This is a genomic window from Phyllobacterium bourgognense, assembly GCF_003337575.1.
GTDB classification, from domain to species: domain Bacteria; phylum Pseudomonadota; class Alphaproteobacteria; order Rhizobiales; family Rhizobiaceae; genus Phyllobacterium; species Phyllobacterium bourgognense.
Map to the genome: position 1 here is coordinate 98,488 of NZ_QPJM01000007.1, position 16,262 is coordinate 114,749.

Annotated in this window: 12 protein-coding genes; 3 read left to right on the forward strand and 9 right to left on the reverse strand. The window is 56.5% G+C overall.

The genetic code is table 11. The features are described 5' to 3' along the window. Nucleotides 1-13: 13 nt before the first annotated feature. Together C7476_RS14160 and C7476_RS14165 are read right to left on the reverse strand one after the other, a co-directional pair. A complete protein-coding gene (locus C7476_RS14160) occupies nt 14-520 on the reverse strand; it encodes a Csu type fimbrial protein (RefSeq protein ID WP_114430556.1) in 507 nt (168 codons plus the stop codon). Nucleotides 521-906: 386 nt separating this feature from the next. Next, entirely contained in the window at nt 907-1,470 is a 564-nt protein-coding gene (locus tag C7476_RS14165; RefSeq protein ID WP_114430557.1) for a methylated-DNA--[protein]-cysteine S-methyltransferase, read from the reverse strand. A 269-nt stretch (nt 1,471-1,739) separates the two neighbouring features. Between C7476_RS14165 and C7476_RS14170 the strand changes: the two genes are divergently transcribed. After that, a complete protein-coding gene (locus tag C7476_RS14170) occupies nt 1,740-2,258 on the forward strand; it encodes a sigma-70 family RNA polymerase sigma factor (RefSeq protein ID WP_181872443.1) in 519 nt (172 codons plus the stop codon). Here C7476_RS14170 and fhuB read toward each other — a convergent pair. From fhuB to C7476_RS14205, 7 genes are all read right to left on the reverse strand, one after another. After that, on the reverse strand, nt 2,245-4,239 hold the full coding sequence (gene fhuB / locus C7476_RS14175; protein WP_114430559.1) for a Fe(3+)-hydroxamate ABC transporter permease FhuB: 1,995 nt from the start codon (nt 4,237-4,239) through the stop codon (nt 2,245-2,247). The genes C7476_RS14170 and fhuB overlap by 14 nt on opposite strands. Further along, complete coding sequence (locus tag C7476_RS14180; RefSeq protein ID WP_181872444.1) at nt 4,236-4,994, reverse strand: ABC transporter substrate-binding protein; 759 nt, start codon at nt 4,992-4,994, stop codon at nt 4,236-4,238. The genes fhuB and C7476_RS14180 overlap by 4 nt, the downstream gene beginning before the upstream one ends. A gap of 109 nt (nt 4,995-5,103) precedes the next feature. Next, nucleotides 5,104-5,886 carry an ATP-binding cassette domain-containing protein gene (locus C7476_RS14185; RefSeq protein WP_114430561.1) on the reverse strand — a complete coding sequence of 261 codons (783 nt, stop codon included), beginning with the start codon at nt 5,884-5,886 and terminating at the stop codon, nt 5,104-5,106. Nucleotides 5,887-5,893: 7 nt separating this feature from the next. Further along, complete coding sequence (locus tag C7476_RS14190; RefSeq protein WP_181872445.1) at nt 5,894-8,047, reverse strand: TonB-dependent siderophore receptor; 2,154 nt, start codon at nt 8,045-8,047, stop codon at nt 5,894-5,896. A 186-nt stretch (nt 8,048-8,233) separates the two neighbouring features. Then, nucleotides 8,234-9,418 (reverse strand): PLP-dependent transferase, encoded by a 1,185-nt coding sequence (locus C7476_RS14195; RefSeq protein WP_114430563.1) that lies wholly within the window; start codon nt 9,416-9,418, stop codon nt 8,234-8,236. After that, on the reverse strand, nt 9,415-10,827 hold the full coding sequence (locus C7476_RS14200; protein ID WP_114430564.1) for an MATE family efflux transporter: 1,413 nt from the start codon (nt 10,825-10,827) through the stop codon (nt 9,415-9,417). The genes C7476_RS14195 and C7476_RS14200 overlap by 4 nt, the downstream gene beginning before the upstream one ends. Then, complete coding sequence (locus tag C7476_RS14205) at nt 10,824-11,846, reverse strand: GNAT family N-acetyltransferase (protein ID WP_114430565.1); 1,023 nt, start codon at nt 11,844-11,846, stop codon at nt 10,824-10,826. Before C7476_RS14205 ends, C7476_RS14200 begins: the two co-directional genes overlap by 4 nt. Before the next feature lie 172 nt (nt 11,847-12,018). On the opposite strand from C7476_RS14205, the gene C7476_RS14210 reads away from it, so the two are divergent. Continuing rightward, entirely contained in the window at nt 12,019-12,222 is a 204-nt protein-coding gene (locus tag C7476_RS14210; RefSeq protein WP_114430566.1) for an MbtH family NRPS accessory protein, read from the forward strand. Nucleotides 12,223-12,261: 39 nt separating this feature from the next. Next, on the forward strand, nt 12,262-16,257 hold the full coding sequence (locus C7476_RS14215; protein WP_181872446.1) for a non-ribosomal peptide synthetase: 3,996 nt from the start codon (nt 12,262-12,264) through the stop codon (nt 16,255-16,257). The last annotated feature ends 5 nt before the right edge of the window (nt 16,258-16,262 follow it).

The following is a 16,262-nucleotide window of genomic DNA, read 5'->3' on the forward strand; positions in this document are numbered from 1 at the left end:
CTTGAAAGATGGTTCAGTAAGTAACGGTTACTGCAACTGTGTCGCTATAGGCACCCGCACCCGGCGTGGATTGGGGCGGAACGCGCCCAAACACCGTAATCGGCTGCACGGCACCATTTCCCGTACCTGATACCGTGTCCGTCAACACCGTAGTCCCCCAGACATTCGTATGGTTGACATCGCGGTAGAGATTGTAGCTGACGGTGGCGGCGCCTGGTCCGGTCATCAAGCGGGCGGTAAGCGAAGCTCCGCTTCCTGTACCCAGTCCGATACCCACATTATAGGGGGTACCGGTCGTGCACTGCACGCTGATGGTGCTGGTCGAGTCGAGATTGGCATCAATGACACCATGCGATCCAAAATCCAGATCGGAAGCAGATACCAGCTTGCACTCGGTCGTTATCGTGATCCTGACAGCAAAACTCCCCGTTGCTGTAGCTGCCAAGGCGGGGCTTGTGAGGCAGGTTAAAGCGGCAAAACCTCCGGCAACCAAACCTCGTACCAAAATGCCAAAATTCATTTATCCTCCTCCAGGTGTCGGTGCCGATAGCAACCGCCTCCAGTTCACTACAAACGAATCAGTATTATGGTCCCCTATTATGATTCTAAAGTCGTAAACTTTTCAAGTTACTTATGCAAGCGCCAGCTTGCCGTTGTCGCTAATATTGTTGTTTTTTCAATGACTTAGTCATGTTTCTATGCCAAAATGCAAAGCGACGCTCTATCCGATACTATTCTGTATAAAACTAATATACTAAAAAACCAGTGTAATGGGTCAACATTGCTGGCTCAATATTCTGCATAATTTTAATACTTTTGGTTGTACTTTGGAACGAATGTTCGCGCAGGTCAGATATTTGTCTATGGAAACCGCCTTGGCGGGCCCGGATGCCCGGCTCCGGTTCCTTAGAACCCAAACGATTTCTGCGCCGGTTGCGGTGATTCGAAATGAACACCCTCCAGCTCGAGCATGCGCGCCTTGGCGACGGAGCCTCCGGGCGCGGAGAAACCACCGACTTTGCCCCCGGCTGCCAATACGCGATGGCAGGGAATAATCAACGGCACCGGGTTCCTGGCCATGGCCTGGCCGACATCACGCGCGGCCTCCGGTCCTGCGCCAAGTTGCTTGGCCAATGCACCGTAGGTGGTCGTGCGGCCCCAACCCAACTGCCGTGCCGCAGCATATATCTGCTCGAAGAATTCGTCCTGCTCGCCCAAATCGAGCTTGAAGCCGAAAAAGTCGATCTCTTCACCCTCAAAATAGCGCTTTGCCGCAGCCACCGCTTGAAGCACTTGCTCGGAGGGTTGGCCGCGTTCAGCGTCAGGTAGCCTGCGAAGCAGCAACCGCTCTGTCGCGTCGGCACTTTTTGTCGGTAACTGAAAGCGTGTGATCCCGATATTGCTCCAGGCAATACCGCAGAAGCCACCGGCGGTTTCGAAAATAAGATAGTGATGCACTGTCTGGCCCATCGCACGGCCCTCGCGTTTCAACTGCGGTAAAAATCGTGCAATCGGCGCGCGAATTCAACCCGATTCCTGCGCCCGATTGCTGCAGGTCGTCGAAAGGTGGCGAGAACAGCATCTAACTATTTTGACTTAATAACTTGACTCGTTTTATCATATTATTTTATAGCTATTCTCGCAACGTCCCGGGCTATTTTACTCGAGCATTTTAAATAAAAATGCCCGAACAAAGCCTTATATCCATCATTGCAAACCATCTATCAGAAGATATCCAAATGCAAAAAGAAGTAAATCTTTACGATGGCAATGTTCTTGTCGATGCATTGATACGATATAAGCCAAAACTCATGAAAATTGCTGAAGGCGTACTGCATTCTCGCACGCAATCGGAGGATATATTTCATGATGCTGTCCTCAAGGCATGTACCATGCGTCCAAGCTGCATTCGCTGCCCGGTCGGCTATGCTTGCCGCATGGTCTACAATCTGGCCCTGGACGAGGCCCGCAAACGGTCCTATGAAAAGCTCAACATGACACCCGTCGACGGTATGGAATCCATTCCCGCTCCGAGCGTCAGCGCGCTCGACTGTCTGGTGACCACAGAGACCTTATGGGAAGTGCTGAACTCATTGAACAATCTGCCGAAACGCACCCAGGACGCATTTGTCCGCCATCGTGTAGACGGCATTCCGCAGAAGGATATTGCCGAAGAAATGGGGGTATCCAGAACTCTCGTCAATTTCATGATCAGAGATGGGCACCGCGCGTGTCAGCAAACCCTTAGTGCAGCTTAGACAAACGGCGGCCGCGGATAAGCAGCAGCGCAAACACTGGTCCGCCCAGCAGCGTAGCGACAAGTCCTGTCGGCAGTTGCCACGGGAAATGGGCGGTGCGGCCGATGAAATCGGCTGTTGCCATGAGCAACGCTCCGCATAGCGCCGAGCCCATCAGGTGCGGCAGGCCGCGTGTCAGCCCAAGCCGCTGAGCGAGATGCGGAGCCATCAAGCCGACGAAGCTCAACGGACCCACGATCAGCGTGGCCATGGCTGTCAGCAGCGCGGCTACGGCAAGAATAACGATCTGCAGCTTCTTCACATCAACGCCGTGCGAATGCGCCGACAGATCACCCAAAGCGAATTGCTGCAGCGGGCGAACGAGGAGCATAACCGTGATGATGCCGACGATCGCCAATGCCGATATAGTCAATGACATGGCACTGCTCACCCCGTAGGTCGAGCCGGCCATCCAGCTGATCAGCGACAGGGCTCGCGGGTCACCTGAGGCGAGGACGACGGAGATCAACGCAGTCAGAAACGCCCCCAATGATACGCCGAACATCAAAAACTGATTCCCGGAGTGCGCCGCGCGGCTCATCGCGAAGAGGATAGCGAGAACTGACCCGGCACCCAAAAAGCCGCCGATAAGTCGATGGCTAATGGTCGGTTCCGATACAACAAACAAGATGCAAAGCAATCCGAACGCTGTTCCGGCACTGACGCCCAGAACCTCCGGACTGGCCATGGCGTTGCCGGTCAGACGCTGCAACAGGCTGCCGGCAAGCGCCAGCATGATACCCGCGGAAGTTGCGGCTACGAGCCGGGGAAGCCGCCATGGCAGCAGCGATTTCAATGTCGCGCCGGTGCTGCTTATCCATGACCCGTCGACGCCCCTGCCGACAAATATAGCGACCATTGCAACGGCCAAGACAAGACCGGCAAGCGTCACTATCAGCATCAGGGGCCGGCTGCTTGCGACGGGGGACGATCCGCTTTGAACCGCCGTTTGCAGCGAACCGCCACGCTTCAGCATCACGAACAGAAGTACCGGCACTCCGATCAGCGCAGTCGCAGCACCGGTCGGAACATAACTTCCTGTTTTTGCGGTATAAATTTGCATGATCTGATCAACGATGATCAGCAATGCAGCGCCGACGAGCGGAGCAACAATGAGCCTTGTATTGATCCGCCGGGCACCAATAGCTCTCGCGATCACCGGCGCAGCAAGGCCCAGAAAGCCGATCACACCTACAGCGCTGACCGTGAACGTCGTCAGGGCCACGGCGACAAACAGCGCCGCGGCCCGGACAAATTGCAGTTTGACTCCAAGTCCTTGCGCTGCCTCACCAAGCGTCAGGACACTCAGCTGCCGGACCAGCAGCAGCGCAAGTACGGTACAGCCGACGACTTTCGGGAAAAGTCCCACAACCGAGCGCCAATCGTTCTGGTTCAACGATCCGCCACCCCAGACGAACAGACCTGACAGATAGTGGTCGTTCATCAGCGTCAGCAGCGTAACGATTGCCGTACAGTAGAGGCCCATAACCAGGCCTGTCAGGATGACGGCAATCGGCTGGAACTTGAACCGCCATGCGACGGCAAAGACGACGGCCATCGCGGCGAAGCCACCGAAAGCCGTTGCCGTGTCGCGGCTCCAGCCGAGAAGCGCTGGAAACCAAAGCATCGCGACACCGAGCGCGAGTTGGGCCCCTGCCTCCACGCCCAACGTTGAAGGTGAAGCGAGAGGATTGCGCAGCACATGCTGGAAAAGCACCCCGGATAGTCCTAGTGCGAAGCCGCAGACGCAAGACATCATCAGCCGTGGCAATACACTATAGTGCAGAAGGACTGCCTGGCTGTCACCGGCTGACGGCAGCGAAAAGACCGCACGTACTCCGGTGCTGCCGATCAACGGACCGAGGTTGAACGTAGCGATGGCGGCGGCCATGCACCACAACAAGCCGGTGGTGAGCCATGGACGGGCAGCAATATGTTTCATGTGCTGCCTTCGACGAGCAATCGGGCAAAACGGGTTGCCGCAGGCAATGTGCCGAACATCAGCACGCTCGCCATGCGCCGAACATGCCCTGATTGCGCGAACGGCATGCTTTGCCAAAGGGGACTACCCGGCAAGTTTGCGAGCACATCCGGTGGTACCGGATCCATGTAAAAGAGCCGCGCGTCGCCAATATCAAACAGATCGGCCATACCGATATCGCCAAATCCCCATTCGTTGGTTGGCCGCGTCCAGGCATTCTCCAGCCCAAGACGATCGAATACATCCTGAAAAATGCCGCCAGGTCCATATATCCGGATATTGCGTTCGTCGATGAAGGTAATCACTGCGACCTTGCCGAGATGGCTGGTCGCCGCCCGTGCTGCACGCAATTCCATCTCCGAACGATCGATCAGCGCTTTCGCTTCTGCCGTGCGACCAAGCACGCTGCCGAGTTCCCGCGTCGCGTCAAGGATATGGGGAAACGGTGATGACCCGAGTGCGTGTATCGGGAACGATTTGACCGGCGCGATCTGCTCCAGCTGGGGCCTGACCCATTCAAGATACGGCGTTGACACAATCAGATCGGGTATCAACAGCTGCAACAGCTCCATGTTGATCTCATGGGAGGAGCCGAGATTGGCGACGTTTGGCGGCAAAGGCGGTTCCACTGTCCAGTTCGCCCATCCCGTCGTGTCAATCAGCCCGATTGGTGGCACGCCAAGCTCAATCAATGTCTGCGCCAGACCATAGTCCAACGAAACAACTCTCGGAGTAGAACTTGCGCCCTGCGCCTTTGCCGGCAAACAACCAAGCGTTGCCGCCACACCAAACAGAAAGTCGCGTCTGCGTATTGAGGACATTGGCTTAGAGGACGTAACTGATGGGCGCTTGCGTTTCCGGATGCCGGAATATCCCCATGCGCACGCCATAGATCGCATCGAGCCTGTCCGCAGTAATCAGCGTTTCGGTCTCGTCGTGAGCCACGAGCTTGCCGCCGGAAAGTGCAATCAACCGGTCGCAATAGCGCGCTGCCATGTTGATGTCATGCAGAACGATAAGCACGGAGCGACCGTGATCGTGCGCCAGCTTCTGAATCAGGCGCATCACTTCGATCTGATGATTGATGTCGAGAGCCGAGATCGGCTCATCAAGAAGCAGACACTCGGTGTCCTGAGCAACCAGCATCGCCAGGAAGGCACGTTGGCGTTCACCGCCGGACAGAGTATCGACAATGCGATCAGCCATCGCCGTCATCGATGTCAGCTCCAGTGCTTCCCCAACCTTGGCCCTGTCGTTACTGGAGAAACGTCCGAGCGCCCCGTGCCAGGGGTAGCGGCCAAGAGCAACGACTTCCCTTACGGTCATGCCGTCGGTGTCGGGAGTCTGTTGCGGCAGATAGGCAACCTTCCTGGCATATTCCTTGGACCGGAACGATCCCAGCGCCTGCCCCAGACATTCGACGCGGCCGTGCGTTGGCGACTGAAAACGCGCCAATATCTTCAGCAGCGTGGATTTTCCGGACCCGTTGTGGCCAAGGATACCGACCACCTCGCCCTGTGGAATGTCCAGCGTCAATGGATGGAGCAGTGTCCGTCCATCAACGTCGTAGCCGATACCATTCAGCGAAAAGGCGGATCCGTTCATCATATGCTCGCTAGAACTTGGCCGAAAGTGTCGCTTTGATGGCCCGCCCTTCGCCATAGATGCAACTGGTATTGGTACTGTCACCAGCGCAGGTCGAGTAATACTCTTTGTCGAACACATTGTTCGCCTTCAGCGACCCCTTCCAGCCGTTCTTCTCATAGCTGATAGCTGCATCGACCAGAGTATAGGACCCGACCTCGATCTGATTGGCGTTGTCACCGAAGGAGCTACCGACATAGCGAACGCCGGAACCGATATTAAGACCTTCGAATGTCCCGCTCTCGAAGGTGTATTTGGCCCAGAGAGACGCCTGATGTTCCGGCACGAGCGCCGGCCGATTACCAAGTTCACCGTCGACGTTGCTCGATGTGATTTCCGCATCAAGATAAGTATAGCTGCCAGTGAGGCTGACACCGTGGAAGAGGTTCACGACGGTCTCGAGCTCGAAGCCGCGATGGCGCACCTCGCCCGTCTGAACGTCGAATCCTAGATTATCAGGGTCTGGCGTCAGCACGTTGGACTTGGTGATCTCGAAAACCGAGCCGGTGACCGTTCCCGGGAAATAGTCCGGCTCATACTTCACGCCTGCTTCGTACTGCTGACCCTCGGAAGGCGAGAATGACTGACCGGAGAAGCCTTGACCGATGGTTGGTGTGAAGGATTCGGAATAGCTGATGTAAGGCGTCAAGCCATTATCGAACAAGTATCCGAGACCTACCTTTCCAGAGAAGGCACTGTCCGATTGCTCGCTGGTTGAATTGCTCAAGCGGTCAAAGGTCTTGTCTTCCACCCAGGACTGGCGCCCCCCCAGAGTAAGCAACCAGCGATCGTCGAATTTGGTTTGGGTTTGAGCGTAAAGTCCGATCTGATCGACGGTCTGGCGGCGATCGACATAAATTGGAGGAGAAGGAACATCGATGCCATAGACGGGGTCATTGATATCGAGGCTCGGCCCGGTATCGAAGCCGTTCTGACCATCAACTGTCTGGCGGTCGTATGACAGGCCCATCAGCAAGGTGTTCTTGATGCGTTTTCCTTCATAATCATACTGAACACCATTGTCGATGCTGAACAGCGTTGCCGTTTCGTCAACCGTGAAGGCCGTGCGGCCCATCGTGGCATCGTCGACCATGCTCGAATAATAGAGGTGCCTGTAATCCGTATTTTGCCGCGAGTAGCGGACATTCTGCCAGACCTTCCACTCATCGTTGAAGCTGTGCTCGAACTCATAGCCGATGGAGCCGTGGTCTGCATCGAACCGGTCGAAATTCGGATCAGATGTGGTGAAGCTACGAGAGAATTTCGGAATATTCGGGAAGTCCGGACTTGCGATTGGCAGGAACGTATTCGGCGTCAGTTCATCCCACTGGTAGTTGGCGAGAATTGTCAGCGACGTGTCGGCGCTAGGTGACCAGGTGATCGCGGGTGCGATGAACACCCGGTTGTTCCTGGAAAAATCCGTTTGCGTCTGCCCATCGCGGAAAAGACCCGTCAGGCGATAGGTCCACACGCCTTCCTTGTCGAGCGGACCGCCTAAATCAATCCCCGTCTCATAGGTGTTGAAGGATCCGTAGCTCGCATATGCGCTGTAAAGCGGGTCCTGCGTCGGGCGTTTGGTCACGAGATTGACGATACCGCCAACCTCATTCGAGCCATAGAGGACTGATGCCGGCCCCTTGAGCACCTCCACCCGTTCCAGGCCGTACGGCTCGGCTTTGAAGCCAGAAAAGTCGATGGCCTTTTGTGGCAGGCCGTCGCGATAAACGGCGTATGGGCCAATGTCAAAGCCACGGATCAGGAATTGATCGAAGCGATCATCAACACCCCAGGGTGAGGCGGTCACACCGGAAGTGTAGGCTATCGTATCCTCGATTTGCTCCGAGAACCGGTCATCCATCTGCTCCCGGGTAACAACAGAAATGGATTGGGGGATTTCACGGATCGGCGTGTCAGTCTTGGCGCCTGTCATCGTATTCTTGGCGATATAGCCTTTGTCGGGGCCAACAGGGCTGGTATCGCCATCGATAACGATAGTGTTCAGCTGGATGGAGGGCGCTTCCTGGGCAACCGCGATATTTGCCATCATCAACCCGGCAATCGACGTCGTCACCAGCAATCGGGCACGACGCTGCCGCCTTGATGAACTGGCTTCGGTCCAAATCACTGCCCTGCATCCCCGCATGACACACCTCTTGTAAAAGCTTGACTCTGCTTGATAATTTACATGAGTTCAGCACTCATGTTTAAAGATGACTACATTTGTCATCTTATGCGAGTCAAGGCGCGATCGGTAAAATGCCGATTTTTTTGATGCGCCCTGCCCAATCAGCAAGAGGCTGTGGCCTCAATGCTACAGACGCGCACTATGCAGCGCTTGCTGGATATCGCTCCAGATCACTTCCGGCTCCTCGAGACCGACCGCAAAACGTATGGTTTGCGGATTGACGCCGAAACGAACGAAGGACGTCATGCGGTCAGGAATTTGCAGCGCAGCCTTTGCAGGAACGACAAGCGTTTCCGGTCCGCCCCAGCTGACACCAAGCCGGATATGGCGCAGCGCGTTGACGAAACGCGCCACATCAATATCGGGGCTTAAATCGAAGGCGAACAGACCGGAAAAACCCGTCAGCGTCTTCTTGCCGGGATGGTCGGAAAACGCCGGATGACGGACGAGCGCAATGTCCGGATGTTGCTGAAGATGCTTGGCGAGCACGAGCCCGTTGTGCATATGTTCCTTCAGCCGCACCTTCAATGTACGCATACCGCGCAGAAGCAGCCAGGCTTCGAAGGGTGAGAGCTTTGCGCCGATGTATGGGTAGGTCGAGCTGTTGATCTTGGCGATCAAATCACGCGGACCTACAACCACGCCGGCAACCGTATCACTGTGGCCACCAAGATATTTCGATGCAGCGTGAATGACGATATCGACGCCATGCTGGATCGGCTTTTGGAACAACGGGGTTGCCCAGGAATTGTCGATCACAGTCGTAACGCCATATTCCTTGGCCATCGTCGCCAACGCTTCGATGTCCTGCAATTCGAAAACCATCGATGTCGGGTTTTCCAGGTAGAGCAGCTTCGCGCCGGGCAAGGCAGCACGGACCTCATCATGGTTGGACGGATCGACAAAGTCCACCGTGACGCCGAATCGGGCAAGCAGTTTGACGAACAGCCGGTAGATATCATTGTAGAGGTGTTGGACAGCGACAACCCTGTCGCCAGCTTCGACAAGGCTCAAGATCGTTGCTGTTATCGCCGCGGTACCACTAGAGAAACCACGTCCGTCCTCGGCACCCTCTAGCCGGGCCGTCAACAATTCGAACTCCCGCACAGTAGGATTATCGCCGCGCGAATAGATATAGTTGCGGGACCGCCCGGCGAAGACATCCTCCATGGCCTCATAGGTGTCATAGGTGAACAGGGAGGTCTGAAATATCGGCGGCGAAACCGCGTTGAACGCGGCATTGTCGACTGGTGAAAACAGATCGTCCGGCATTTCGGCATTGAATTCTTGCGGTGGCATGGCTTTGTTCATGAGACCCTCTCGGACGCGATGCTGTTGAAACTGGTGATCGGATTGGACGACGAATTGTCACGGAGCTGGCGCAGGATCACGACAAGGATGCCCAATGACATGAGTGCAGTTAGAGCGGGCGCTAGAAAGAGGCTGGCCAGGACTCCCTCGAATTCAAACCAGTGTGGCAGGATGAACAGCAGCGGCAGCAGGAAATAGCCGTTCTGCGCAACACTGATGAACCCCGCCAGACGCGCCCGGCCCTGCGCCTGCAGCAGTACCAGCAGGATCTGCCTAGCACCGAAGAAAACGAACGGAATGTGCGTGAGGGCAAGCGTCTGCGCGGCAATATCCGCGATTTCGACGTCATTCGTGAAAATCGCGGCGACAGGATAGCGCAGCAAAATGGCAACAAGACCGTATATGACGGCAAACGCGGACGTGAGAACGAGCAGCGTTCCAGACGCCCCGAGCAAGCGCCGTGAGTTGTTGGCGCCCCAGGCGAAACTCAATACCGCCTGCCCTCCAAGGGAAAGACCGACAATCGGCAGCATGCCAAGGGTCAGGACGCGCATCGCAATGCCGACCCCGGCGATGCCGTCATCCCCGCGATAGAATCCGGCGAAAGTGAAGAGCACAGCGAAGCTGATACTGCTCAACATGCTTGTGAGCGTTACCGGCAATCCTATGAGCAGAACCGGCTTGAGAACATCAATGCGCAGTGCCATGAACCTCGCAGCCACGTGCAAGGTGCCGATCCGCCTGCGGAAGTAAATGAAATAGGCACCAAGCGCGGCAATCTGCGATATAATGGTTGCAACTGCCGCACCCGCCAGCCCGAAATCGAACCAGAAGATCATGATTGGATCGAGTACGATATTGAGGGCGAAACAGCCCATCAGCGTCCACATGCTGAAGCGCGTGTTGCCCTCTGAAATGGCGATGAAATCCGAAAGTATCTGCAGCATGGTCAGCGTCACCGAAAAGGCGACGATCGCAAGATAATGCTCGGCCAACGGCAGGATGGCTTCGCTGGCGCCAAAGAGGATGAGCAGCTCCCGCTTGAAGAGGAGAATTGCTACCGTCAGCACGAGCCCGAGCGGTATCGCCAGCATGACGAGCATTGACGCCGTTATGCTGGCCCGCTGCGGATCACCCGCACCTAGGGCCCGGCCGACGGCTGTAGCAACGCCAACGCCGAGCCCTTCGCCAATCGCTCCGACCATCATCAGGATTGGCAGGACAACGGTGATCGCGGCGATCTCATGACTGCCGATCATGCCGACGAAAACCATATTGATCGTGTGATGGACGGCATTGATCGACAGGCCTGCAACCGCAGGCATGCCAAGCCGGAAGATCAGACGGGTCAGTGCCGGATCATTCAGATCATCAGGTGCAAAATAAGCCCGCTTCGGCTTCACCATCATGGTGCCGGAACCCAGAAACGATCGTCAAAGAAACGCTCCCGCGTCAACATTACCAACAATGCCCGCTTGTGCGGGAAGTCAAAGTGCTTGACCTTGGCAAAGCCCGAGCGGTCAAGATTGCGGATCTGCTGCTCGTGGCTGGCGCGCGGCTCGCCGACAATGCGCTGTGTACGCGGATCATCGAGAAAGATGAAATGCATCAAAGACGGGAGCCAGGCAGTGATCCACTGCTTGCCGCGATAGGCTGGCTCGCCAATAGCGACATGCCAGCCGCGATCATAGTCCTGCGCATCATAATAGGGCCCGAGGCGGTTCTCCTTGGCCCAGTAGACCTCGAAATAACCGAATGGCACACCGTCGAAACAGCCGATCAGCGCCATCATGTGCGGATCGCTCAGGCGCTCCTCGAGAATAGCCGCGTGCTTCTGCCTGTCGCCGCCATCCTCCCAGATCACATTGACCTGTTCGTCGTTCATCCAGCGATGGAAATACTCAAGATCGGCCTCGGGGTCGGCGACCCGAAACGACAGACTCTGGTCGAGCCATGGAATATAACGGTCATAGACAACGCCTGCCGGCTTTCGCGGCCGTTTCGGATGATATTGTCCATTGCTCAGGACATGCACTTGCGGGTTCGGATAAGCCGGGTTTGCAATCCACGGTGCTGGCCATTGCCAAAAAGCTCGCGGATCGATCAACAGGCGATCGCCGTCAGATGAGCCAAGCGGGAAGTCGGATGCCGGCATATTGCCGACCTCGATCATCCGGGTGTCGCGTGACTGGGCGGTCATGAATTCAATGGCGGACGACAGAACCGGGATTGCGTCAGCCTCCTTGAGATCCGGCAAGCCAAGTTTCAACCCGTCCGGGGTCGTCTGTACCGAGATCGTATAAGCGCCGCTGGTTGTGGAAACCCGCAATGTCTCCGGCGTTGGCTGTGCCGCGGTTTTCAAGAAGCGGAATGAGACGGGGAACCGCTCAACGCGTGTTTCTTTGGCAAGCTTGGATATGAGGTTCATGGCACACTCCGCAGCATCACGCCGCAGCTGTTACGCGCGGCTTTCCTACAGAGACGCAATAAGCCGGCATTGATTTAGGCCAATCTTTGAAAAATTTTTCTCCGTTCTCGCTTAAATTGCAGGCGACCTCGTCCGTCTCTTGATCATGTTTATCTGTTTAGGAGTCTGCACGATGTCTGCAGGAGAGTTATTGCCCGAGACCTGGAGTGTCGTTCGCGACCGGGAAGATCGCTATTCCGTCTGGGCCGATGACAAGGCGCTGCCTGTCGGCTGGAGCAAGGAACCGGTCAGCGGCACGCGTGACGAGTGCCTGCAAAAGATCAAGGAAATCTGGATTGATCCAAGGCCGCTCGGCTTGCGTCAGGCCATGGCCTGAACCTTACACCCTCAAATCCAGACAATGGACCGGTGAAATATGAACAAGCTATTCGCGCCAAACCAGGCGAACGATACCGTCGCAATGGATGACGTTCCCCATAGTGTCTCTGACAGCTTTCCTTTAAGCCTTGCGCAAAAACGCATCTGGTCGCTCGAGCAGATCGGCAACAGCACTGTTTTCCCTTTGCAGGTTCTCAGATTAGGCTGGCATGCCTCCGTTACACTTGATCAGTTGCAGCAGGCGATGGCCACACTGGCCAAGCGTCATAGCGCTCTGCGCACGCGCTTTCGCCGTTTCGCCGGTGGGCGTATCGAACAATTTTCAGACGTGAGCGAGGTTCCTCCGGTAGAGACCCTCGGAAGCGATAGCAATCCTCTGACAGCAGTTGAAGCAGCAGAACACGAGGCCGAGTTTATCTCCCGTCCCTTCGATTTGCTCAGCGGCGTGTCATCCCGCTGCCAGCTGATCGTGACGGCCCAAGGCACGCTCAAATCGACCATCGTCCTGCATCCGATTGTCGGCGACGATGCCGCTCTCTCGATCCTGCAACGGGATCTGATTGCGCTCATCAATAACGAAGCACTGGCGCCAGTCATTGACGACAACCTGTTGCGCGGTGCCCGCGAAGAAGAGTGGCTTGAGACGAACGACTTCACTACAGCGCTCGCACATTGGCGCAATCTTATCGGCGAGGAATACACGGCAACGACTTTGCCGACACGTTTTAACGCAAGCGGCTATGCGGGTGCCAAACGCCGCCGCCTTTCGTTCCAACTCGATGCAACGCTGTGGACCAGCGTCAAGCTTCACGCGAAGCAGCACGAGTTGCGAGCCGACGTCGTACTGTCTGCGGCATTTGCAATTCTCCTCGCCCGCTACAGCGGCAACTATAGCTTGCAGCATGGCGTCCTTTTATCAAATCGTGACGCAGATGGACGCGGGCAAATCGTCGGCCGCGTTGAACAGATTTTGCCGCTCAAGCTCGAGCTTACCTCCAGGGCACGCGTGCTCGATGTTTGCCGTGCAGTGGACTCCGCAATTGTAACCGGAACGCGCAATCTGGTTCCGTTTGAGCGACTGGTGCAGGAAATCCAGACACACGAGGAGCGGGAGCAGGATGCGATAGTCAAATCGCTGTTCGAGTTCCGCGAACCCCGCTTCCGCTCCGATCTTGCGCCGGGCACATCGCCCACCCTCGCCCCCCGTTCCGATATCGAGCTTGCGCTCCTTGTTTCACCTAATGAATCGGGTGGGCTGGATGCGCTGTTCGACTATGCGGAGGATATCTACGAACCGGGCTTGATCGAGCGGGCCTCTATCCATTTTGGCCGGATCCTGGCCCAATCCATCGGTGGGACGGACATCCGCATCAAGGATATCCAGCTCATTGCCGAGGACGAACTCGACATCCTGTCCGCTCCCTACGAGGATGAGGGCGTCAATGACGACCGTCCCGTGCATGAACACATTGCCGCCCATGCGGCGCGCACGCCGGACAAGACAGCCATCATCTATGCCGACGAAGTCTGGAGCCATGCCAGGTTAGACCAGAGCGCCAATCGGCTTGCTCACCGGTTGATCAAGCTCGGCGTTGGGGCGGACATAAGCGTTGCCATCGCGGTGAAGCGTTCGCCGGAGGCCATTGTCGGCATCCTTGCAACGCTGAAAGCAGGCGGTGCGTATATTCCGGTGGAGCCCGATCATCCGACAACACGCAATCACCATATCCTGCATGATGGCGGGGTGAAGGTAATCCTGACGAACAGCTGGCTGCTCGATCGCATCCCCGATGGACTTGATGCCATCATTCTGGAGCTGGATAAACTTGACCTGAGCCAGGAACCTGACACAGCCCCTGATGTGCAGGTTCACAAGGATCAGCTCGCCTATATCATGTATACGTCCGGTTCGACCGGACTTCCCAAGGGAGTAGCCGTCGAACACGGTCCCCTGACCCACCACATGCAGAATACTTCCCGTGTCTATGGCATGAGCGAGGTATCACGCGAATTGCCATTTCTGCCCTTCAGTTCCGATGGGGGGCACGAACGCTGGATGAATCCGCTTATGGAAGGCGGTAGCATTATCCTTCCCGACCAGCCACTCTGGACCCCGGAAGAAACGTTGACAGCGATGCGCAAGCATGGTGCCAACAATGCCAGCATTCCAACAACCTACCTCCAGCAGCTGGCAGAATGGGCTGATGTCACCGACAGCGCGCCCCCGATGCGGCTCTACTCATTCGGCGGCGAGGGTCTCGCCCAGCAGACTTTCGATCTTTTGTCGAAAGCATTGAAGTCGGAATGGCTGATCAACGGCTATGGTCCCACCGAAACCATCATGACGCCGATGGTCTGGAAAGTGCGGGCTGGTCAGAAGTTCGAAGGGACTTACGCGCCGATCGGTCGCGCGGTTGGCAATCGCCGCGTCTATGTGCTCGACCCTGATTTGAACCCCTGCCCTATCGGAGTGACAGGGGAGCTTTACATCGCCGGCGAAGGCATGGCCCGTGGATATATCGGCAAGCCTGACATTACCGCCGACCGTTTCATTCCCGACCCGTTTTCAAAGGAAGGCGGGCGCCTTTATCGTTCCGGCGATCTCACTCGCTGGCGCGAGGACGGCACTGTGGAATTTGTCGGCCGCGTCGACCATCAGGTGAAACTGCGGGGCTATCGCATCGAACTTGGCGAGATCGAAGCCGCACTGCTGCAACAGGATGGCGTCGGCGAAGCGCTTGTCGTTCTGCGCGACGATGAAGCTACCAAACAGAAGATACTCGTCGCCTATGTGGTGCCAAAGCAGGGCCGGGCACTGGAAATCGCCGATATTCATTCGGCGCTCGAGCGTGCCTTGCCAGCCTATATGGTTCCCTCTGCGATCGTTCCGCTCACGAGCATGCCGATCAATCCGAACAGCAAGCTCGATCGCTTCGCACTTCCCGCGCCGACACCCCTCAAGCGAACGATCATCGAGCCTCAAAACGCAGTGGAAGCAGAAGTTCTCGATATTTGGCAACAGATCCTGAATATCAGCCCAATCAGCGTCGAGGACAATTTCTTTGCCATCGGCGGCAATTCACTGGGCGCGATCCGGATCCTTTCCGCGTTGCGCCAGCGCAAGCCGCAGAACCGCACGACAATTGCCGATCTCTTCAACAATCCGACAATCCGCTCTCTCGCCAAAATCATCGAGGCGGGCAATGACCAGGCGGGAAGCGAGGTGATTGTGCTGCGCGCTTCCGGTACGAAGCCCATGCTCTATTGCTTCCCCGGTCTGCTGGTCAGCACGCGCGAATATGTCAAGCTGGTCGACTATCTTGGAGCAGACCAGCCCGCGACTGGCTTCATCTGCTATTCGCTTTCCGAGCAGAAGCAGATCGGCGCTTCAGTCGATGAGATCATCGAGAGTTATGTCGACTACATCAGAAGCCACAGCAAGGGCCAGCCTTGCTATTTCCTCGGCTGGTCATGGGGCGGATTGCTGGCCTATGAGGCGGCGCGCAGGCTTGGCAACGAGATCGACCTGCGTCTGATCACCATGGTCGACGTCTGCGACCTTGGAACTGAATTCGCCATTGGCTCAACGCCCCGATTCAAGCCGGGAGAGCGCGACCATTTGCACCGGATGGTGCAGGAGTGGCTATCGCAGACGGCGATGCGCGCGGAATGGGACCGGCTGCTTGGTGTCATGGACGCCGATACCTACGACCAGTTTCTGCGTTTCGTCGGCGACGAGAAGGATGAACTCCCAACCGATGGTCCCGATATCAGCAGTCGCGAACACACGTTCTGGATCCTGATCGACAATGCCCTGATCTTCCGGTGTCATGAATTGCAGCCTCACAATGTACCTATCCACTCCTGGGCGGCCGACGACAGTCTGAACCGGGGCCTCAATCTCATCGACTGGCGCCGCTATTCCCTTCGAGCCAACCCTGCGGAAATCATCTCCGGCACCAACCATCTGCACGTGATCGGCTCCCAGGCGTTTCACAGCCGGCTGGCACACCGGCTGAATGAAGCTCTTTGACCAAC